The sequence below is a fragment of the Trichococcus sp. genome (assembly GCF_049684335.1).
Taxonomy (GTDB): Bacteria; Bacillota; Bacilli; order Lactobacillales; family Aerococcaceae; genus Trichococcus.
On the sequence record NZ_JBAVFV010000010.1, the window covers coordinates 1 to 21,248 of the forward strand.

Genomic DNA, 21,248 nt, shown 5'->3' on the forward strand with positions numbered 1-21,248 from the left:
GATGGATACAGAACAAGGCTTTATCGTTGGAGAAATCAAAGCGATTTTCTTTGAAAACGCGAGTAATTTCTACAAAGTCATGCTGATTTCAGTCAGTGAATCGAATCTCCCGCAAAAGCATGATGAAATTGTTGTGACGGGCAGCTTCGGGCAGATAACCGAAGATACAGCCTACCGCTTTTTCGGCGAGGTTGTGGAGCATCCAAGATACGGGGTCCAATTCCAAGCCAATTCCTATCAACAGGAAAAACCCACCTCCAAGAACGGGTTGATTGCATTCTTGTCGGGGGAACGGTTCCCGGGCATCGGTAAACGCACGGCAGAAAAAATCGTCGAGACTTTTGGCGAGGAGGCAGTCGACGTCATCCTCGATGACCCGGAAGCTCTGAAAAACATCAGCGGCATGACACCCAAAAAAAGAGAAATGATGCGCGATGTCCTGATGCAGACGCAAGGAACCGAGAAGATCCTGATCGCTTTGGGGAACTATGGATTCTCCAATAATCAGGCGGCAAATATCTTCCATTTTTACCGCACCGAAACGCTGACTGTCCTTAATGAAAATCCTTACCGACTGCTCGAGGATATCGAAGGCATCGGCTTCAAGAAGGCCGATCAATTGGCGGAGGAGTTGAATTTCGCTCCGGACCACACCAGCCGGCTGAAGGGTGGGTTGTTTGCCACATTGCAGGAACTTTGCCTCTCGAATGGGGATACGTATGTCGACGGGACTGTCTTGCTTGAGCGGACAATCTACTTGCTTGAGCAAAGCCGGCGTTTTATCATCGAGGATGCGCCCGTCATAGAGGCTCTGATGGAAATGGTGATGGACATGAAAGTGGTCGAGGATCACAGCCGTTTTGCCATCCCATCCCTTTATTTCGCCGAAGAAGGCATCGCATCATCAATCGACAGGCTTCTGAAACGAAAAACGAAAATTGCTTATCCGGGAGTTGATTTGGATCTGGAAATCGAGCAACTGCAATCAAATTTGCAGATCCGCTATGGCGCCTCCCAAATCGAAGCGATTAAAGCAGCTTTGCTTTCACCGTTCTTCATCCTGACCGGAGGCCCCGGTACCGGCAAAACGACCGTTCTGAAAGGGATCGTCCGCATGTTCTCCGAACTGAACGATCTTCCGGAAAACCCTCACGACTACAAAGACGGACTTTTCCCGATATTACTTGCCGCTCCGACTGGACGGGCCGCAAAACGAATGCAGGAAACGACAGGTCTGCCCGGTAGCACGATTCACCGCTTGCTGGGCTTGACGGGCCAGGAAAAGGAATCCGAAGAACTTTATACGCAAGAGCTGGAAGGCAAGCTGTTGATCATCGATGAAGTTTCGATGGTGGATACATGGTTGATGCACCGGCTCCTGAAGTCTGTGCCATCAGGCATGCAAGTGTTGTTTGTCGGGGATAAGGACCAATTGCCTTCGGTAGGTCCGGGCCAAGTGTTGTTCGATCTGCTGAACTGTAAATCGTTGCCGCAGGTCGAACTGAATGAGATATTCAGACAAGCAGGCAACTCATCGATCATCCCGTTGGCGCACGAAATCAAGAATGGCATCCTCCCACGCGATTTCCGGAACAATCAAGCGGACCGATCGTTTCTGCCTTGCCAAACGCATCAGATCGAGCAGGTGATCCGGCAAGTCGTCGAAAAGGCAAAATCAAAAGGGTTCACCGCGAAAGACATCCAGATTCTGGCCCCGATGTACAAAGGCGCTGCCGGTATTGATGCCATCAATACGATGATGCAGGAAATCTTCAATCCGAAGGGGAACAAAAAAAGACGGGAAGTGGCTTTTTTTGATGTCGTCTATCGTGTAGGCGACAAAGTGCTGCAGTTGGTGAACCAACCGGAAAACAACGTCTTCAACGGGGACATGGGTGAAATTACTGCCATCCAATTCGCCAAGGAGACGGAAGAGAAAGTCGACCAGATCACGATCCTGTTCGACACTGTGGAAGTCACTTACAATCGGAATAATTGGAACAAGTTCGTGCTGGCTTACTGCTGTTCCATCCATAAATCGCAGGGCAGCGAATTTACGATGGTCATTCTGCCGATGGTAAAACAATACGGGCGGATGCTGCGCCGCAATCTGCTTTATACAGCCATCACCAGGAGCAAAAGCAAATTGATTTTGTGCGGTGATTACGAAGCCTTCGAAACGGCTGTCGTAAGCACCGGAGATATCCGGAAAACGATGCTGCATGAAAAACTGGAACGAAACCTGAACAATGACAAGGTCTTCACTGCGGAAGAACCCGCAGAAAGCAAGGAAACGAAGGCACCCAGTGTTGGAATTGAGACTGCTGAATCGCTTGCCGAAACAACTACCGAATCAACAACCCAAAAGTCAGAAAACAAAGAATCTCCAAAAATAATACCCATCTACCATTTGACGATCGAAAAAATTTCCGATGGGAGCATCGATCCGATGATCGGCATGGAAAATATAACGCCGGAAACTTTCATGAATGAAAAATAATCCGGGAGAAGTCCGCAGACAATGAAGCAGTTGTCTGCGGACTTTTCTGTTTTCAGAAAATCAGCGACGCCCTCTGCAATAATCAACGGTGCCTCTATAGTCGCTAGCTTCAGCAAAAGAAATAAGCTACTCGCCGCCTCAATATTCTGCTATACTGACAGTAAAGCAAGTTACTGGTTATCCAATACAGCTACAAGAAGAGAGTGGTATAATGGAACTATTTGATCAATTGATGAATCCGAACTGGAAGAACATCCCGATGGAGCATAAGCTTGTTCTGGCCAGCAGCGTTGTCCGTTATTTTGTGAATCCGTTGTTGTCTGTCGCGGATATCCGTCCGGCGTATTACCAGATGGGCGGCATCAAGACCGAAACGTTTACAGTGGACATCAACGGCGCACCGTTTGTTTTTGTGCCCGGGCACAAGGAGGCCGTCCTCGGATGGGACAGCGGAATCAATGGCCTGGACCCATTGGACATCAGCTCCGACAGGAAAGAGATGTACCTCGCCATCGAAAATTGCCTGAAACTATCTGTTCAAGGCGCTGAGTTTTTGCATGACGATCATTGGATGAAGAAGAAAATCGAACCGATCCATTCTTTGGATGAATTGGACGAATTGGTCAACAGCCAAATGTCGCAGCTCCGGACGACAGAGATCCCTCCATTATTGGTGGAAGTCAGTCCGACTTATGTAGGGATGACGAAAGTCGGAAATTATGCAGTCATAAACGGGAAATTTGAGGGCCAAAGCGATTGGTTCAGCATACACGAGAAGGACATCCATCAAGCCTTGATGCCGAGCGCAAACGGATCATCGATATTTGCGGATTTTCCGGCGCATCTGGTCCAAAATGATTCGTTCTTCCTGAAACAGAACGAAGATTTGGATTCTTACACAGTTTTCGCGCCTTACCAGACCACGTATGCAGAAATGCGCAAGCAATTGGAGAAAGATGGCATGGGGCTGTTGTCCAGCGATGAATGGGAATATTGCTGCGGCGCATCGACGCGCAGGCTTTTCCGTTGGGGCAATCAGTTGCATCGCAATCTGTTCGAACCGGAAGATAGCCATCTCTACAAAAAGAACATGTTCGGCCTGGAAATCGCCAATATGGGTTGGGGACCGGAACTTGTCGAAGACGGGTTGTTGGCCAAAGGCGGCTGGATTTTCATTCAAGCCGAGAATATACTGGAGAAACTCCTTCCCTACGCTACCTATTATGAAAACCATGCGGATGCTTTAAAAGAGAAGCAGCAAGAGCCATTGACACCCGGTTATTACTGCGCAAGACGCTCCATCCGCATAGAAATGTGACCTGTTTTGCTTTTCTGAAGAACTGCTTGCAAGCGGCCGGTATTTTGGTTATACTAGTTTTTGATTGAAGCAAAGGATATAGGAATGGATAAAAAAAGAGAGTTTCCGTTTGGTGAAAGGAAACGCATCCGTTTATGCTCCCTTTGCGTAAATATAGTAGAAATACTATCGCTTCCAGCGTTAACGGATCCGAGAGGTAATGAATGATCAAAACATTTCATTGCAAACAAGGTGGTACCGCGTCATTCGTCCTTGTATGCAGTGGGGTGTTTTTTATTTTATCCACTCCAAAAATAAATGAAGAGAAAAGGAAGGTAATAATGAAGAATCTGAAAAGCAGTGACATCCGTCAAATGTATCTTGATTTTTGGGCAACGAAAGGGTCAAAAGTGGAGCCGAGCGCTTCACTGATACCGGTCAACGATCCGACGTTATTATGGATCAACTCAGGCGTAGCAACATTGAAAAAATATTTTGATGGCACGTTGATTCCTGAAAATCCGCGGATCACCAATGCTCAAAAAAGTATCCGCACAAACGATATCGAAAATGTTGGCGTGACGGCAAGACACCACACTTTATTCGAAATGTTGGGGAATTTTTCGATCGGAGACTACTTCAAAGAAGACGCGATCCCTTGGGCTTGGGAATTCTTGACTGATGAAAAATGGTTGGCATTCGATCCCGAGCTGCTTTACGTCACCTATTATCCGGAAGACACGGACACAAAACGCATTTGGCAGGAAAAAGTCGGCTTGCCGGAAGATCATATCGTTCCGATCGCGGACAATTTTTGGGATATAGGGGCAGGACCATGCGGACCGGATACGGAAATTTTCTATGACCGCGGATCGTCCTTCCAGGATTTGCCTGACGGAGACCCTGAAATGTATCCTGGCGGAGAAAATGAACGCTACCTTGAAATCTGGAACCTTGTGTTCTCCGAATTCAACCACAAGCCGGACGGTACCTATGAGCCGCTGCCGCACAAGAACGTCGATACGGGAATGGGTCTGGAACGGGTCACGAGCGTAGTCCAAAACACACCGACCAACTTCGAAACGGATCTGTTCATGCCGATCATCGAAAAAATTGAGACGCTGAGCGACGGCAAGAAGTACGGCGAAAACAAAACATTGGATATTTCTTTCAAAGTCATCGCTGATCACGTCCGCGCCGTCAGCTTTGCAATCGGGGACCGTGCCTTGCCTTCCAATGAAGGCCGCGGCTACATTTTACGTCGTTTGATCCGCCGCTCTGTCATGCATGGCCAAAAATTGGGCATCGAAAAACTGTTCCTGAACGAATTGGTTCCGGTTGTGGCAGCTATCATGGAATCCTATTATCCTGAAGTCAAAGCGGACCAAGATTTCATCATCAAAGTCATCACAAATGAAGAGCAACGTTTCCAGGAAACGATCCATGAAGGGATGGACATCCTGAACAGCGTCTTTGATGAGATGAACGAAAAGGGCGAAACTGCCGTAAACGGCAAGAATGCCTTCAAACTGTATGATACATACGGCTTCCCATTGGAATTGACGAGCGAATATGCCGAAGAAAAAGGCTTCACAGTCGATACAGCAGGGTTCAACCAAGAGATGCAGGAACAACGTAACCGCGCCCGTGCAGCAAGACAAGTGGAAGACTCCTTCTCCGTACAATCCCCTGTCTGGGCTGAAGTACTGGTTCCAAGCACGTTTTCCGGATATGCACAAACAAAAATTTCGTCCGAGCTTTCAGTGATGGTTGCGAATGACGAAATCGTCGAAAAAGCAGCTGCAGATGACCGCGTTCAGATCATTTTCCGCGAAACACCTTTCTATGCAGAAATGGGTGGACAGGTCGCGGACAAAGGAACGATCGAAACCGAAGCTGGTGAAGTGGTCGCAGAGATCGAAGACGTCAAACGCGCCCCTAATGGCCAAACGATGCACATCGCGCGTGTCCTGACGGAAATCCATTCGAACGAAACTTACGTCCTGCACGTAGATGAAGCGCGCAGAAGAAGCATCACCAGGAACCATACGGCGACCCACCTATTGCACCAAGCACTGAAGGATGTATTGGGGAATCATGCCAACCAAGCCGGTTCGCTGGTAAACCCGAATCAACTTCGTTTTGACTTCACGCATTTCGGCCAAGTAACAGCAGAAGAGTTGGTACGGATGGAAGAAATCGTGAATGAAAAGATTTGGGAAGCATTGCCTGTCGTAACGGTCGAAACAACCGTCGATAAAGCGAAAGAAATGGGCGCCATGGCATTGTTTGGTGAAAAATATGGAAAAGAAGTCCGAGTGGTCGATGTCGGTGGCTATTCAATCGAACTATGTGGCGGGGTTCATGTACAGAATTCGCAGGATATTGGAGTCTTCAAGATTTTGTCCGAATCCGGAATTGGTGCAGGTGTCCGACGCATCGAAGCAGTGACCGGCCAGGCAGCTTATCAGTATTTCCGCACAAAAGAAGCTGAATTGAGCGAGGCGGCACAGCTTGTGAAAGCCCAACAAACAAAAGAAGTAGCCGGTAAAATCAATCAACTCAAACAAGAAATGAAGGAAATGCAAGGCGAAAATGAGTCTTTGAAAGCAAAAATCATGAATGCCGAAGCCAAAGATCTCTTTGAAAACGTGGAAACCGTCAATGGTGTCACATATATCACCTATGAAACAAAAAATCAGGATATGAACGCGTTGCGTCAATTGGCTGACCAATGGCGTCAAAAAGCTGTCTCCGATCTCTTCGTGGCAGCTTCGGCCACAGACGGCAAAGTCAATATGCTGGCGGCAGTCTCACAAGAGAAATTGGAACAAGGCTTAAAAGCCGGCGATCTGATCAAGACGCTTGCTCCATTTGCTGGAGGCAAAGGCGGCGGACGTCCGGATATGGCACAAGCAGGTGGAAATAACCCAACAGGCATCCCGGATGCCCTGAAACACGTTGGCATCTGGATCGAGGAAAATACAAAATAAGCATCTTTTCTCAGGGGCGGGCATCCAAAAAAGATGCCGGTCCCTGTTTGTTGGGCCAATCCGCATGAAACAAGATGCGGAATATACCAATAGGAAGGAAATTGGACAGGTCGCGACGCCCACCCGCAGAGGCAGTGGCATTTCTTTGTTGTAGTTTTTTGTGATTTCTTGTAAAATGGTAAATATACTAAAGAAAACTGGGGTGTCGCTATGAGTTCGAAAGATGAAACGATGTTATTCAATTTTGATGACAATCTGAAAAAGAATGTACAAGAGACATTAGCCCTTGTTTATGACGCATTGGAAGAAAAAGGATACAACCCTATCAATCAGATTGTGGGCTACCTGCTTTCTGGCGATCCAGCTTATATCCCGCGTCATAACGATGCCAGAAACCTGATCCGCCGTCACGAACGTGATGAAATAATGGAGGAATTAGTGAAGAGCTATCTTTCTGGAACAGGCAGAATTATCCAATGAGGCTCATGGGCTTGGATGTCGGATCAAAAACGGTAGGAGTGGCCATCAGCGATCCGATGGGATGGACGGCGCAGGGGATCGAAATCGTCAAAATCGATGAGGCCAATGGCGTATTTGGCCTTGATCGGATTGCCGAATTGGTCAAGGAATACGAAGTTGAGAAGTTTGTACTTGGCTTGCCCAAAAATATGGACAATAGCATTGGTTTCCGGGCGGAAGCTTCCATCGCTTATGGAAATTTGCTTGAAAAAGAGTTGGGTTTGCCGGTCGATTACGTTGATGAAAGACTTACCACTGTGCAAGCAGAAAAAATGTTGATCAATGAAGGAAATGTTTCCCGCAAAAAAAGGAAAAAGGTTATCGACAAACTTGCTGCTGTCATACTTCTTCAGAATTATTTGGACAGCCAGTAAAGAGAGTAGTTTTTTTGTCCTATTTGCGTTACAATATCCTTTGTTTGAACGATAAAAATAATACTTAGATAAAGAGGTGCATACCATGACTGAACATAATCACGATCACGACCACGATCATGACCATGAAGATAACCACGAGCACATCACAATCGTGGATGAGAACGGAAATGAAGAGTTATTCGAAATCTTATTCACTTTCGAATCAGAAGATTTCGGAAAGTCCTATGTGCTGGTTTACCCAGCAGGATCTCCTGAAGGAGAAGAAATCGAATTGCAAGCTTACTCCTATGTTGAAACCGAAGATGGCGGAGAAGGCGATTTGGAGCCGATCGAATCGGATGAAGAGTGGGATATGATCGAAGAAGTTCTGAACACATTTATGGAAGACGAAGATCTTCAATAATAGTGTAAGTAACTTCTAAAGAAAATAAAGGAGGATCGGGACAACCATTGTCTGGATCCTCTTTTGTTTTGCTGCTGCGTTGCTTTTTTGAGCTTTTGGCATCCAGCCGGATCCACCCTGAAAAAATGATGAGAAAACTGTCCAATATGTTCCATATGTCTATGCAAATAACGAAAAAGATTCAATTTATATAGGTTTTCGTGTATAATTACGGAAGTCGAATGGCTAATAGTCTACAAATAGCCATATACTCAAGTAAGGAGGGCCTCGTCTTTGTCACAAAATGATCAGCAAGAACCTCAAGAGCAACAAAAACTCATTCGGCCTACGTTGGAGAAAGAAGCCGTAGACAAAATGAAAATACGCAAGAAAGAACGGTCACTAGTGCGAAAAATTGTTTTTGCAATCGTAACGATAGGGATCCTGTTAGGAGTCATCGTTGGCTTTGCCGGCTACAAATATATAACAGACGCACTTCAGCCATTGGAGCCAGAAAGTACGGAAGTCGTCGAAGTGGAAATTCCAATAGGGACGTCCACAAAAGGGATCACACAACTGTTGGAAGAAGGCAACGTCATCAAAAACGCGACCATATTCAACTATTACATCAAGACGCAAAATGTTTCTGATTTCCAAGCAGGCTTTTATGAATTATCGCCTTCCATGAGCTTGGACGACATTATTGCGACGCTTCAAGCGGGCGGAAGTCAGGTGCCGCAATCGAGCGATCACAAAATCATCGTAAGAGAGGGCAATACGATCGAACAAATCGCAGCGGAAGTCGAAGAGAAGACGGATTTCACAGCTGAGGAATTTTTGGCGAAAGTGAATGAACCGGAATTCCTGACGAATGCGGCTGCACAGTACCCTGATATTTTGACTGAAGCTTCCCAACGCACCGATACGCGTTATCGCTTGGAAGGATACCTCTATCCGGCGACTTATGATTATATAGCCGGAAATAATTTGGATGAAGTCATTTTACAGATGTTGCAGAAGACGAATGAAGTACTAATGCCCTATGCAGAACAGATTGCTTCTTCAGGGCATACCCTCCATGAAATTCTGACGATTGCTTCACTAGTCGAAAAAGAAGGCGTTACTCCGGAAGATCGTGCAAACATTGCTGGCGTATTCTTTAATCGTCTGGAAATCGATATGCCGATCCAATCGGACATCAGTATTTTGTATGCGCTGAATGAGCACAAGGAATTAGTGACCTTCGAGGATCTTGAAATAGATTCGCCCTATAACCTGTACAGGAATACAGGCATGGGTCCTGGGCCATTCAATAGTCCAAGTGAAGGGGCCATTCAAGCGACGCTATCACCAGCGGATACTAACTATCTGTATTTCGTTGCAGATACAACAACCGGTATCGTTTATTTTTCCGAAACATATGAAGAACATTTACAATTGCAAAGCCAATACGTAGACAGCGAATAAGACGAATAAAGTGAGCTGCAAGAAGAGAGGAAGAAACACCAGTGAAAAAACCTATCGTTATTGGGGTGACAGGGGGATCGGGAAGCGGGAAAACCAGTGTCAGTCGGGCCATTTTAGACAAGTTTTCCGATGTTTCCATTTTGCTGTTGGAACAGGATCTTTATTATAAAGACCAAAGCGATTTACCGTTTGAGGAACGCCTGAAAACAAACTACGATCATCCATTTGCGTTTGATACGGATCTGTTCATCGAAGATCTTAAAAAATTGATACAATACGAGAGCGTCGAGCAACCGGTTTACGACTACTCCAAGCACACGCGCAGCGATAAAGTGATCCATCGCGAGCCGAAAGAAGTCATAATCGTTGAGGGAATCCTAATTTTAGAGGATCAACGCTTGCGTGATCTGATGGACATCAAAGTCTATGTGGACACGGATGATGATATCCGTATCATCCGCAGAATCAAACGCGATATGGAATCAAGAGGCCGGACACTTGATTCTGTCATCCATCAATATCTGACAGTGGTCAAGCCGATGCATCAGCAATTCATCGAACCAACCAAAAAATTTGCGGATATCATCATTCCTGAAGGCGGACAAAATCAAGTCGCAATTGATCTGATGACCACGAAAATTGCTTCAATTTTGGCCGAAAAAGCAGAATAACAATAAATGCCTGTAATATTTTAAAAATATAATTGCTTTTATTGGGATTAAGTGGTATTTTAAATTCACTATTAATTAGGCAGCCAATAAACGATATAGAGCTACAGGAAATGATTATTTCTCTTTGGATGACACGCTACCTGTCCCGGATCCATTTGGCTTTAGGGGACAGCTATCAACACAAAAAAAGGGAACTGCCGTCCTGTGCTGAATATTGCATATTGAATCATTACTTAAAAGGGGCATATTTCTTATGATCGAAAAAGCATATCCGATGACAGCTGAAGGTAAAGCCAAATTAGAAGCTGAACTTGAAGATTTAAAAGTGAATAAAAGAAGAGAAATCGTTGAACGCATCAAGATTGCCAGAAGCTATGGAGATTTATCCGAAAATTCGGAATATGAATCTGCAAAAGACGAACAAGCTTTCGTCGAAGGCCGCATCACAACATTGGAAAAAATGACCCGTTTTGCGGAAATCATAGAAGTGCAAAACGTCGACAGCGATGTGGTTTCGATTGGACTCAAAGTGACATTCGTAGAATTACCAGATGGCGATGAAGAAACTTACATTATTGTCGGCAGTGCAGAAGCAGATCCGCTTGAAGGTAAGATTTCAAACGATTCTCCGATCGCTAAAGCCTTGTTGGGCAAGCATATCGGCGCAGAAGTCGCAATCGGTACACCAGGCGGCGATATGAACGTGAAGATCGTCAGAGTGGAACAAGCTTAGAAAAAGCATTCAAGAAGAGGGTAGGACAAAAATCATTCGAAATGATTTTGCTGTCCTATCCTCTGTTTGTTTACGTTTCGTTTCTGCTGATCGAGTATAATGACAAAGGATAGGCATTCAAATGGACTCTACGACTTTAGTCTTAGTGTACTATCCACCCTTAGCGCACTGTCAAAGCGGTCCAGGTAATCTATAATGGAAGCAGATACTTACATTCCTCGTTGTCGCACCTGTAAGCTAGCGTTCAGTGGAAATGTATAAAACATCGAAGAGAAGGGAGGGGCTCAGGATGAAAAAGAGGGCCTTGAAATTATTCATGCTCATTGAAGGCCTGTTGGGGGTGGCGGTCCTATTCCAGTTGGTGCAGGACACAGATTTGCTGTTGGTCTTTGTATTCGGGCTGATATTCATAAAATTCGGCACCGGAAAAGGCGAGCGTCGTCAGATTCTTGGCTTGGTCGGATGGTTTATGGTAGGCATGAGCATACTATCCACTTTCTCAGTGTGGCTGATGTTGATTCTTTTCATATTGTTCGTCGTCATCAACGGGAAAGGAATCTGGTCTGAGTTGAAGCTGGATACTTTTGTTGACGTTCCTTGGGAAGAAAAAGCATTCCGAACAGTCAAAACGAAAGAACCGGAACAGCGGAACGGTTCCAGAAAGCGCCAGAAATGGATCGGAAACACCAGTATCGGGACAGATGTCTATGAATGGGACGATGTCAATCTGACTGTGTTCATGGGTGATACCATAATCGATTTGGGGAATACATTGTTGCCGAAAGAGGAAAACATCATTCTGATACGCAAAGGGTTCGGGAAGACCAGGGTAATCGTACCTTTAGGAATCGGTGTGGCTGTCCATCATTCCACCATCAAAGGACAACTTATGTTCAACGAAGATGAACTGGACTTGACCAATGAAACGGTCAAATTGTATAGCCGGGATTACGATGAGGCAAACCGAAAAATCAAAATCGTCTCCAATAGCCTGCTGGGCGATTTGGAGGTGATCTATCTATGAGGAGAAGCGCGGTTTTGATTCTGTTCAGCACGATACTAGGCGTCTTTGCTTTTATCGTGGCTGGTGTTTTATTTGCCTTGAGGCCGTATTTAAGTTATCAGGAACTGCTCGAGGTGGATCGTTTTTATGTGCCGGCATTCCTTTACATCATTGTGTTGCTGCTGTTCGCTGCCATCGTTGTAACTTGGATCAGCCACTTTTATTTAAAGAGTCAAGAAAATCGCATCAAGGACAAATTGCATTGGCTTTACCTTGGCAATTATGAGCATACGGTATTCAACAACAATCGAGATAAATCATTATTTTTGGATCAGTATTGCCATGCAATCCATATTGAAATTGAAATGCTTAGGAAAAAGATGCTTAGCCTGTCTCGGGAAGTGCAGCATTTAAGTGCAAATCCTCAGCAGGTCGGCAACGAAACAAAAGAAGAAATTCTCGAGCAGGAGCGGCATCGCATCGCGAGGGAGCTGCATGATTCCGTAAGCCAACAGCTCTTTGCCGCTATGATGATGTTGTCGGCAGTCAATGAGCGGTCGGATGCTTTTCCGGAAAAAATACAGAAACAGATGCGGCTCATAGAAGGCATCATCAATGAGTCCCAGTCGGAGATGAGAGCGTTGCTCCTTCATCTTCGTCCAACTAAACTTGAAGGGAAATCCCTGAAAAAAGGGATAGAACAGTTGTTGGTGGAATTGAAGTCGAAAGTCCAAATTGCGATTAAATGGGAAATCGATGATGTCCACACGATGAGTGGCATCGAGGATCATTTTTTCCGCATTGTCCAGGAGTTGCTTTCGAACACTCTGAGGCATGCAAAGGCAAGTAATCTGGAAGTATATCTGAAACAAACCTTGCAGGAAATCAGTCTCCGTGTTTATGACGATGGCGTCGGCTTCGATACTTCGATCGAAAAATCCGGCAGCTATGGTCTAATGAACATCAAGGAGCGCGTGCAGGGAATGGGTGGGAGCTGTAAAATCATCAGTTTCCCCAAAAAAGGGACCGTGATTGAAATACGCATCCCTAATACGAATGTGAATACAACCGACGCAAGTGCTGAATAGGATGACAAAAATTTCTGAGAAAAAGTTTCATAAGGAGGGTTCAGATTGATACGTGTATTGATTATCGACGATCACGAGATGGTGAGGCTGGGATATTCGGCCTATTTATCCATCCAAGATGATATTGAAGTAATAGGGGAAGCGGAAAATGGCTTGATTGGCTATGAAATGGCCTTAGATTTGCGCCCGGACATCATTTTGATGGATCTGGTCATGGAAGTCATGGATGGCATTGCTTCGACAAAAGCGATACTGAACGAATGGCCCAAAGCGAAAATTATCATCGTCACCAGTTTCATCGATGACGAGAAGGTCTATCCGGCATTGGAAGCTGGGGCGTCCAGTTACATGCTGAAAACCTCATCAGCGCATGAAATCGCGGACGCAATCCGTTCCACTTACCACGGTGAGTCAGTCCTGGAGCCAGAAGTGACGGATAAGATGCTGGAGCGCTTCTCGAAAAGAAATATCCGGCCGTTGCATGAAGAGTTGACCGCCAGAGAGCGGGAAGTATTGCTTCTCATCGCGCAAGGTTACTCCAATCAGGATATTGCCGACCAACTGTTCATCACACTGAAGACAGTCAAAACGCATGTGTCCAACATTCTGACAAAATTGGAAGTGGATGACAGAACCCAAGCTACCATCTATGCATTCAAGCATCATCTGATCCAATGACTGTGAGCAAAGTGTTATAAAATGATGCTTCCTTATGATAAGATGAATATGATAGATAGTAGTGAGGGGGGCAGGCTGATTATCGAATCAGCGACTAGATGAAAATAGAGATCAGTGAACGCGCACAAAAGTGGTTTGAACAGGAAATGGGTATTTCAGGCAAAAAAGGGGTCCGTTTCCTTGGGAAAGTGTATGGCAGTAGCCAAATACATGAAGGGTTCTCGGTTGGGCTTGATGTGGATGAGCCAGTATCTCCGATCGGAAAAGCCGAGTACAATGGCATTTTATATTATGTAGAAGATGCGGATGATTGGTTCTTTAATGGCTATGACCTGCATGTCGGCTTCGATGAAAAACAACGCGAACCGGAGTATAACTTCATCGCACAAAATAAAGAGGGCAAATAAAAAAGAGGGCACTGGATTTTAATCCAGGCCCTCTTTTTGTGTTCAGTTCAGGTTTTCAGGTTCAGACGCTCATGATGACAGGAACAATCATAGGACGGCGCTCCGTTTTTTCATACAGGTAAGGCTGAATGGCATTCGTAACGGTGTCCTTCAATTTCTTCTCGGTGACAGCATCAGGGCTCTTCAACAAAGAAAGAACATCCTGGCGGACGATTGCTTGTGCTTCATGGATCAAATCGCCTGATTCACGCATATAGATGAATCCGCGTGAAAGGATGTCCGGTCCCGCCAATAAATCTTTGTTGCGGAAATCGACGGTCAATACCACGACTACAAGGCCATCTTCAGAAAGGACACGACGATCGCGCAGGACGATGTTTCCGATATCGCCGATGCCTTTTCCATCTACATAAACGTCTGATGCCGTAAAGCTGCCGGCACGTCTCGCCGAATCAGCCGTCAATGCAAGGATTTCCCCATTATCGGATATGAAGCAATTCTCGGTTGGAATGCCGACTGCTTCTGCTAATTCTGTATGAATCTTCAGCATCCGGTACTCGCCGTGGACAGGCATGAAGTATTTTGGTTTCATCAGGGTCAACATCAATTTCTGCTCTTGTTGCCCACCATGTCCAGAAGTGTGGACGTTGTTTACTTTACCGTGAACAACAGCTGCCCCAGCTTCCAAAAGCAAGTTGATAACGCGATTGACACTGGTTGTGTTGCCCGGAATCGGTGAACTTGAGAAAATGACTGTATCACCAGGTTGGATGGAAATCTGTCTGTGTGTGCCGTTAGCAATCCGGCTTAATGCAGCCATCGGTTCGCCTTGCGATCCCGTACACATGATCAAAACCTTATCCGCAGGGAGGCTGTTCAATTCACGCGTGTCGATGAACAGATCATCCGGTGCCACGATGAAGCCTAATTCTCTAGCCGTACGGAAGTTCGTCTCCATGCTGCGGCCGAATATAGCGATTTTCCGGCCCGTTTCGAGCGCGACTTCAGTGACTTGTTGCAATCTGTAGATGTTGGACGAGAATGAAGCGAAAATGATTCTTCCCGAAACTTTTTGAATGATGTTTTTAAGGGATTGACCAACAATTTGCTCAGATTGCGTAAATGTCGGTGTTTCCGCATTTGTGCTGTCGCTCAGAAGTAAAAGCACGCCTTCTTCACCGATTTTAGCCATCTTATGGATGTTTGCCGGTTTTCCGTTTGCAGGTGTGAAATCGAACTTGAAATCTCCTGTAAACACAATGTTACCAGGAGGAGTCTTGACCACGATCCCCATAGTATCCGGTATGCTGTGCGTTGTTCCGAAGAAGCTTATGCTGGTTTTGCGGAATTTAATGATTGAATCTTCATTGATTTCGTGCAGGATAGCATCTCTGAGTAAGCCGTGCTCATCCAGTTTGTTGCGGATCATGGCGAGCGCCAGTTTGCCTGCATAGATAGGGACATTCAATTCTTTCAAAAGAAACGGGACACCACCGATGTGATCTTCGTGTCCGTGAGAAATGAACAACCCTTTGATTTTGGATTGATTTTGAACCAAGTAACTGTAGTCAGGTATAACATAATCAATGCCAAGCAAGTCATCTTCCGGAAACATGATTCCGGAATCAAGAATGATGATTTCATCCTGGAATTGTATGCCATACATATTTTTGCCGATTTCTCCTAAACCCCCGAGGGCAAATACACCGACTTCATTGTTTTTTATGTTAGGTTTCATACATTGAACTCCGTGATTTTAAAATTAGGATCTTTTTGTTCGTATTCTAAATGGCTGCCTTCCAAAGGTTGAATGAATTCAATGTTGTAGGGGGTATTTTGTTCAACTAATCTTCTGGCTATTACAAGGTCGGATGCCTCCACATAAAGAGATTCCGTGTTCTCTCTGGTTGGTGCATCAAATTTTGCTGGTTGGTATGTTACTTTAAATATCATATAGTTCACTCCATTTTTCTTATTGTTTTTGATAGTACTGTACTTAAAAATTACAATCTTAGTTTGTTAACTTGGTCAATAGTTGTATTTTTTCATACAATCGGTACTGTAAGTTTACCACAATTAAGGCAGTTAGTATAGAAATGACTGTCAAAATCATTTTTGCGGAGGTGCAAGCCTTTCCAATAGTAAGGCAATTCTCTTTTGTTTTTTTTAACGAAAGCAATCAATATTTTTGTAGACTTAAACACAGTAATTGGCTAGACTGGATAAAGAGGGTTTTGAAGGCTGGACAGAAAAACGAGATTTTTTTTTTTGCCCTGAAGAACCCTGGAGAATCGTTTTTATTAAGGTAGGTGTATCGAAATGTCTTTAATTTGGCGTTATATCAGTCGGTATAACAAATTATTTTTATTAAATGTGTTGGGAGCTTTTGGATTTGTGCTTGTAGAATTGGGATTGCCCACGATGCTTGCAGGATTGATCAACGAGACGGTTGCAGGTGGCGGAAAAGGGAATATTTTGCGCACGACTGCGGTTATGGTCGGCTTGGCCTTGATCGGTTTTGTGGGCAGAATAATTGTCGCCTATGCAACCGGCAGAATCACTACCAACATGGTAGCGGATATGCGCAATGACATGTACCAAAATATCCAGACTTTTTCCCACGAAGAATATGATCGCATCGGCGTTTCATCATTGGTGACGCGTGTCACCAATGACGCCTTCATTCTGATGCAATTCGCTCAGATGTTACTGCGTATGGGGTTGATGACCTTCATTATGATGTTCGCCAGCGCATTTATGATAGCGCGCACGAGTCCGGACTTATCGATTATCTTATTGCCGGCTTTTCCGGCATTGCTTGTGATGATCATTGTGATCGGCAAAAAATCACAGCCGTTATCTGAGGCGCAACAGCAAAATCTTGATGACATCAACGGGAATTTAAGGGAATCGCTTTCCGGTATGCGTGTCATCCGAGCCTTTGTCCAGGAAGCTTTCCAAGCTGAACGTTTTGAGGGAGTCAACAACGCCTACAGAGTGGTTTCAAAAAAGCTCTTCCGCCTGATGGCCTGGAATCAGCCTGTATTTTCTCATGTCATCAATCTGATCATCATCGCCATCATGTGGTTTGGTTCCGAGCAGATTGAGGGAGGCAGCCTTCAGCTGGGGGACATGACAGCTTTCATCGAATATAGTTTCCATGCCTTGTTCTCGTTTCTGAATTTTGCAGTCGTCTTCATGATGTACCCACGAGCCTCGGTTTCCGCGAAACGGATCCAGGAAGTGTTGGACACTACCAGCAGCATTTCCCCGAATGAAGAGGGGATCACGGAAACCCTGACGCATGGTTATCTTAGTTTTGAAGCAGTCAGTTTTGCCTATCCTGGGAACACCGACACCCCGGTGATCAAGGATATTTCTTTTTCGGCAGTGCCAGGGCAAACGATCGCTTTCATCGGCAGCACAGGGAGCGGCAAATCGACGTTAATCCAGTTGATTCCGCGTTTTTATGATGTCACAAAAGGGCGCATTCTGCTCGATGGGCATGATGTGCGCGATTATAATCTGAAAGCTTTGCGCAAAAAAATAGGCTTTATTCCGCAGAAGGCCTTGCTTTTCACCGGAACAATATCCGAAAATCTTCGTTACGGGAAATGGGATGCCTCAAAAAAAGAAATCGAAGAAGCCTCCGATATTTCCCAAGCCAAGGAATTTATAGCGCGCAAACCCAAACGTTTTGATGAACATTTGGCTGAGGGCGGAAGCAATCTTTCTGGCGGGCAAAAGCAACGCTTATCCATTGCCCGGGCGATCGTCCGCAAACCGGATCTTTATATCTTCGATGACAGTTTCTCGGCGTTGGATTACAAAACGGATGCGACCTTGCGCGCGCGGCTCAAAAAAGAGACCGGAAAAGCGACAGTCATCATTGTGGCCCAACGCGTCAGCACGATCATGCATGCAGATAAGATCATTGTAATGAATGAAGGTGAGGTCGTCGGTCAGGGAACCCACAAAGACCTGTTGCAGAATTGTGAAATCTATTATGATATTGCATCCTCGCAAATGAGCAAGGAGGAACTTTCATGAAAAAAGTGGACAAAAAAACGTTGCTCCGTGTATGGGACTACCTAAAATTTTACAAAATGAAGTTCTTTGGGTCCATCTTGTTGACCATAGCGATGACGATACTGAATGTATTGGAGCCTTTCATCATCGGATTTGCTATTACCGAAATAGGCAGAAATGTATCGGATATGTTGAAAGGCGTGGAGGGTGCCGGCATCAATTACGATTATTTATCGAAAGTGCTGATCATCTATTTTGTTCGGGCACTGCTTTACCAAGCTACGAATCTCTATTCGCAATTGTTCATGACGGATGTCGTTCAGGATGCTATGCGTGATTTGCGCAGGGATCTGAGCGATAAATTGAACCGGCTGCCGATTGCTTACTTTGACCGCAACCAATTCGGGGACATATTGAGCAAAGTGACGAACGATGTCGATTCTATCGGCAATGCGCTGCAACAATCCTTGCTGCAGGTGCTGAATGCCGTTTTGGGGATCACATTTGCGCTCATCATGATGTTCGCGATCAGTTGGAAGCTGGCTCTCACCATGGTCGCGCTGATTCCGTTGGCTAGTATCCTTTCCAAAAAGATCACGCAGCTGTCGCAGCCATATTTCCGTGGACAAGCGAAATATCTTGGGCAGCTGAATGGTTTTGTCCAGGAATCGCTGACCGGCTTCTCCATCATCAAGCTTTACGGCAAAGAAGGGGATGCTTTCGAGGAGTTCCATTCTATTAATGAATCCCTGAAAAAGAATGGCTTCAAGGCTGCCTTCATTTCCGGCCTGCTGTCACCGGCTGTAGCGCTCGTCACCAATGCTTCCTATATCATCATCGCTGTGCTCGGGATTCTGCAAGCGATGGCTGGAGCGATGACAATCGGTAATGTGCAGGCTATGGTGCAGTACGTATGGCAAGTGAACCAGCCGATTTCAACGATCACACAATTATCGGCCATCATCCAATCGGCTGCTTCTTCCATCCAACGTGTCTTCGATCTCCTTGATCAAGAAGAAGAGGTGCAAGCAGAAGTGAAAATGAGTTTGCCGAAGGAAATCCGCGGAGATGTCACTTTTGAAAATGTCTCCTTCAGCTATGACAAAGCAGATCCGCTGATCAAAAACTTCAACATCGACGTAAAAAGCGGCGAAACAGTGGCGATCGTCGGTCCGACCGGCGCCGGCAAGACTACGATAATCAATCTCTTGATGCGCTTCTATGAGGTGGACTCGGGCGCCATAAAAATAGACGGCCACGACACGAAAGAACTGACCCGCGCTGACTTGCGCTCCCAATTTGGCATGGTACTGCAGGACGCATGGCTCTATAAGGACACGATCACAGGGAACATTCGCTTCGGGAAACTGGATGCGACCTTCGAAGATGTGGTGGATGCGGCGACCACAGCCAATGTGCATCATTTCATCCAGACTTTGGGTGCAGGCTACGATACGGTCATAAATCAGGAGGCCTCCAATATTTCCTTGGGGCAAAAGCAATTGCTGACGATCGCCCGCGCCTTTATCGCGGATCCTAAAATCTTAATACTTGACGAAGCGACTAGTTCCGTAGATACTAGACTGGAAGCTTTAATCCAAAAAGCGATGAAACGCATCATGCAAGGCAGGACCAGTTTTGTGATCGCGCACCGACTTTCCACCATCCGCGATGCCGATTTGATTCTCGTCATGGATCAAGGCGAAATAATCGAACATGGCAAACACGCAGAGTTGTTGGAAAGAAAAGGATTTTATTACGATTTGTACACGAGTCAATTCAAAAATGAGGCAGAATAAGAGGAGCAAAAAATTTGGAAAACAAAAAATTCATTTTCTTTGATATCGACGGAACATTGCTGAACGATGAAAAGATGCCGCTTGAGAGCACTCTCCAAGCTTTGCGCCAATTGCAGAAGAATGGGCACGAAATCGCGATCGCAACGGGGCGGAATCTGTTTCTGGCCCAAGAGGTCATCGATACGTTCCAATTAGACAACTACATCGTCTGCAACGGAGCTGCAGGGTATTTCAAGCATGAACTCAAGTATGAGAACAAATTGGATCTGGATGCATTCGAAAAATTGCTGCAGATTTCCGATCAGAGTGGCCATCAGATTGTCTACGAATCAGCGCATGCTTTGGCTCGTCGCCATGAATCGATCGAGAACAACGCAAGCGAAGCGATGCGCAGTATTGAGTTCGAAGTCCCTGACCATGATGCGTCTTTTTATCAGAACAATCCGCTATATCAAGCGCTCCTGTTCTACAAAGACGAAGAGAAAGCAATCTATGAAGACGGCGCTTTTCCGGAATTCCGCTTTGTGCGCTGGCACGATGCTGGAGTGGATGTATTGCCGAATCCTGGTTCAAAAGCACAAACTGCTCTGTGGATGGCGAAGCATCTGGGCTTTGCGCATGAAGATACAATAGCTTTCGGCGACGGAAACAACGATTATGAACTTATTTCCAGCGTCGGCTATGGCGTCGCAATGGGAAATGCGGTCGATCCTGTCAAGGATGTCGCCAAATTTGTCACGAAAGATTGTAATTCAGGCGGAATTGCCTACGCACTTGAAAAATTAGGCTTGTTATAGAAGTGAAAATAGGGTATCATATCATTCATAAGGCGTTTTTGCCGAACGTCATTGATACCCTGTTATTTCGGGGGCGTAGCTCAGTTGGGAGAGTGCTTGACTGGCAGTCAAGAGGTCGTGGGTTCGAGCCCCATCGTCTCCATCATAATTTATTTGTAAGCTTTCAAAACATTGACGTGGCAACGTTTCTAAATGTTTTGAAAGCTTATTTTTTAGTGAATATGTAATGCTAAAAATTCACGTATTTAGCAAATTTATCAGCTGTTTCGCTTTCTGCCTTTTTGGTTGCATGAGCATAAATATTCATAATCACATCGCTGGACTTGTTTAGCAATGATCATTTTGAATAAAAACAGGTGTATAATTAACTTAAAGAAGTCTGGTGAAGCGGCGGGCCAAAACAACAATCGTCATCCGAAAGTTTTGAGAAATAGGAGAAACGGAAATTGCTGCCATATTGGGGCCGGGACTTTTGTTTGAAAAAGGCAGGGTTTAGTCGCCTATCAAG

General features: G+C 45.4%; 18 protein-coding genes and 1 tRNA gene. 17 read left to right on the plus strand and 2 right to left on the minus strand.

Annotation, left to right across the window (positions count from 1 at the left end):
• Nucleotide 1 precedes the first annotated feature (1 nt).
• The 13 genes from WBM30_RS01840 (at nt 2) to WBM30_RS01900 (ending at nt 14,115) form a co-directional block, all read left to right on the plus strand.
• Nucleotides 2-2,500 (plus strand): ATP-dependent RecD-like DNA helicase, encoded by a 2,499-nt coding sequence (locus WBM30_RS01840; RefSeq protein WP_424899098.1) that lies wholly within the window; start codon nt 2-4, stop codon nt 2,498-2,500.
• A 211-nt stretch (nt 2,501-2,711) separates the two neighbouring features.
• Nucleotides 2,712-3,818 carry a DUF7278 family profilin-like fold-containing protein gene (locus WBM30_RS01845; protein WP_424899099.1) on the plus strand — a complete coding sequence of 369 codons (1,107 nt, stop codon included), beginning with the start codon at nt 2,712-2,714 and terminating at the stop codon, nt 3,816-3,818.
• A 320-nt stretch (nt 3,819-4,138) separates the two neighbouring features.
• Nucleotides 4,139-6,790 (plus strand): alanine--tRNA ligase, encoded by a 2,652-nt coding sequence (alaS, locus tag WBM30_RS01850; protein ID WP_424899100.1) that lies wholly within the window; start codon nt 4,139-4,141, stop codon nt 6,788-6,790.
• 210 nt (nt 6,791-7,000) lie between these two features.
• A complete protein-coding gene (locus WBM30_RS01855; RefSeq protein ID WP_086941762.1) occupies nt 7,001-7,270 on the plus strand; it encodes an IreB family regulatory phosphoprotein in 270 nt (89 codons plus the stop codon).
• Entirely contained in the window at nt 7,267-7,683 is a 417-nt protein-coding gene (ruvX, locus tag WBM30_RS01860; RefSeq protein ID WP_424899101.1) for a Holliday junction resolvase RuvX, read from the plus strand. Before WBM30_RS01855 ends, ruvX begins: the two co-directional genes overlap by 4 nt.
• Nucleotides 7,684-7,768: 85 nt before the next feature.
• Nucleotides 7,769-8,089 (plus strand): DUF1292 domain-containing protein, encoded by a 321-nt coding sequence (locus tag WBM30_RS01865; protein WP_424899102.1) that lies wholly within the window; start codon nt 7,769-7,771, stop codon nt 8,087-8,089.
• A 273-nt stretch (nt 8,090-8,362) separates the two neighbouring features.
• Nucleotides 8,363-9,535 carry an endolytic transglycosylase MltG gene (gene mltG, locus WBM30_RS01870; RefSeq protein ID WP_424899103.1) on the plus strand — a complete coding sequence of 391 codons (1,173 nt, stop codon included), beginning with the start codon at nt 8,363-8,365 and terminating at the stop codon, nt 9,533-9,535.
• 41 nt (nt 9,536-9,576) lie between these two features.
• A complete protein-coding gene (gene udk, locus WBM30_RS01875) occupies nt 9,577-10,206 on the plus strand; it encodes a uridine kinase (protein WP_424899104.1) in 630 nt (209 codons plus the stop codon).
• Nucleotides 10,207-10,459: 253 nt separating this feature from the next.
• The gene (greA, locus tag WBM30_RS01880) at nt 10,460-10,939 is read left to right on the plus strand and encodes a transcription elongation factor GreA (RefSeq protein WP_424899106.1); all 480 of its coding nucleotides are present in this window, start codon (nt 10,460-10,462) and stop codon (nt 10,937-10,939) included.
• A 289-nt stretch (nt 10,940-11,228) separates the two neighbouring features.
• Nucleotides 11,229-11,963: a cell wall-active antibiotics response protein LiaF gene (liaF, locus tag WBM30_RS01885; protein WP_424899107.1), complete on the plus strand. Its 735-nt coding sequence runs from the start codon at nt 11,229-11,231 to the stop codon at nt 11,961-11,963.
• The gene (locus tag WBM30_RS01890; protein ID WP_424899108.1) at nt 11,960-13,030 is read left to right on the plus strand and encodes a sensor histidine kinase; all 1,071 of its coding nucleotides are present in this window, start codon (nt 11,960-11,962) and stop codon (nt 13,028-13,030) included. The genes liaF and WBM30_RS01890 overlap by 4 nt, the downstream gene beginning before the upstream one ends.
• Nucleotides 13,031-13,075: 45 nt before the next feature.
• Nucleotides 13,076-13,708 carry a response regulator transcription factor gene (locus WBM30_RS01895; protein WP_086985367.1) on the plus strand — a complete coding sequence of 211 codons (633 nt, stop codon included), beginning with the start codon at nt 13,076-13,078 and terminating at the stop codon, nt 13,706-13,708.
• Nucleotides 13,709-13,806: 98 nt separating this feature from the next.
• A complete protein-coding gene (locus tag WBM30_RS01900) occupies nt 13,807-14,115 on the plus strand; it encodes a HesB/YadR/YfhF family protein (RefSeq protein WP_424899109.1) in 309 nt (102 codons plus the stop codon).
• A gap of 61 nt (nt 14,116-14,176) precedes the next feature.
• Here the strand turns inward: WBM30_RS01900 and rnjA are convergent, their stop codons facing one another.
• Both rnjA and WBM30_RS01910 read right to left on the minus strand, forming a co-directional pair.
• Complete coding sequence (gene rnjA / locus WBM30_RS01905; protein ID WP_424899110.1) at nt 14,177-15,853, minus strand: ribonuclease J1; 1,677 nt, start codon at nt 15,851-15,853, stop codon at nt 14,177-14,179.
• A complete protein-coding gene (locus tag WBM30_RS01910; RefSeq protein ID WP_086985364.1) occupies nt 15,850-16,068 on the minus strand; it encodes a DNA-directed RNA polymerase subunit epsilon in 219 nt (72 codons plus the stop codon). The genes rnjA and WBM30_RS01910 overlap by 4 nt, the downstream gene beginning before the upstream one ends.
• A gap of 366 nt (nt 16,069-16,434) precedes the next feature.
• On the opposite strand from WBM30_RS01910, the gene WBM30_RS01915 reads away from it, so the two are divergent.
• The 4 genes from WBM30_RS01915 to WBM30_RS01930 all read left to right on the plus strand — a co-directional run bounded on the left by WBM30_RS01915 (nt 16,435) and on the right by WBM30_RS01930 (nt 20,882).
• Complete coding sequence (locus WBM30_RS01915; protein WP_424899111.1) at nt 16,435-18,165, plus strand: ABC transporter ATP-binding protein; 1,731 nt, start codon at nt 16,435-16,437, stop codon at nt 18,163-18,165.
• Nucleotides 18,162-19,943: an ABC transporter ATP-binding protein gene (locus tag WBM30_RS01920; protein ID WP_424899112.1), complete on the plus strand. Its 1,782-nt coding sequence runs from the start codon at nt 18,162-18,164 to the stop codon at nt 19,941-19,943. The genes WBM30_RS01915 and WBM30_RS01920 overlap by 4 nt, the downstream gene beginning before the upstream one ends.
• A 14-nt stretch (nt 19,944-19,957) precedes the next feature.
• Entirely contained in the window at nt 19,958-20,740 is a 783-nt protein-coding gene (locus WBM30_RS01925) for a Cof-type HAD-IIB family hydrolase (RefSeq protein ID WP_424899113.1), read from the plus strand.
• Nucleotides 20,741-20,809: 69 nt separating this feature from the next.
• Nucleotides 20,810-20,882, plus strand: a tRNA-Ala gene (locus WBM30_RS01930).
• Nucleotides 20,883-21,248: the final 366 nt, after the last annotated feature.

Coding starts and splice junctions, on each gene's coding strand:
- WBM30_RS01840 (WP_424899098.1), top strand. CDS start 2: ATGGATACAGAACAAGGCTTTATCGTTGGAGAAATCAAAGCGATTTTC.
- WBM30_RS01845 (WP_424899099.1), top strand. CDS start 2,712: ATGGAACTATTTGATCAATTGATGAATCCGAACTGGAAGAACATCCCG.
- alaS (WP_424899100.1), top strand. CDS start 4,139: ATGAAGAATCTGAAAAGCAGTGACATCCGTCAAATGTATCTTGATTTT.
- WBM30_RS01855 (WP_086941762.1), top strand. CDS start 7,001: ATGAGTTCGAAAGATGAAACGATGTTATTCAATTTTGATGACAATCTG.
- ruvX (WP_424899101.1), top strand. CDS start 7,267: ATGAGGCTCATGGGCTTGGATGTCGGATCAAAAACGGTAGGAGTGGCC.
- WBM30_RS01865 (WP_424899102.1), top strand. CDS start 7,769: ATGACTGAACATAATCACGATCACGACCACGATCATGACCATGAAGAT.
- greA (WP_424899106.1), top strand. CDS start 10,460: ATGATCGAAAAAGCATATCCGATGACAGCTGAAGGTAAAGCCAAATTA.
- liaF (WP_424899107.1), top strand. CDS start 11,229: ATGAAAAAGAGGGCCTTGAAATTATTCATGCTCATTGAAGGCCTGTTG.
- WBM30_RS01890 (WP_424899108.1), top strand. CDS start 11,960: ATGAGGAGAAGCGCGGTTTTGATTCTGTTCAGCACGATACTAGGCGTC.
- WBM30_RS01900 (WP_424899109.1), top strand. CDS start 13,807: ATGAAAATAGAGATCAGTGAACGCGCACAAAAGTGGTTTGAACAGGAA.
- rnjA (WP_424899110.1), bottom strand. CDS start 15,853: ATGAAACCTAACATAAAAAACAATGAAGTCGGTGTATTTGCCCTCGGG.
- WBM30_RS01910 (WP_086985364.1), bottom strand. CDS start 16,068: ATGATATTTAAAGTAACATACCAACCAGCAAAATTTGATGCACCAACC.
- WBM30_RS01915 (WP_424899111.1), top strand. CDS start 16,435: ATGTCTTTAATTTGGCGTTATATCAGTCGGTATAACAAATTATTTTTA.
- WBM30_RS01920 (WP_424899112.1), top strand. CDS start 18,162: ATGAAAAAAGTGGACAAAAAAACGTTGCTCCGTGTATGGGACTACCTA.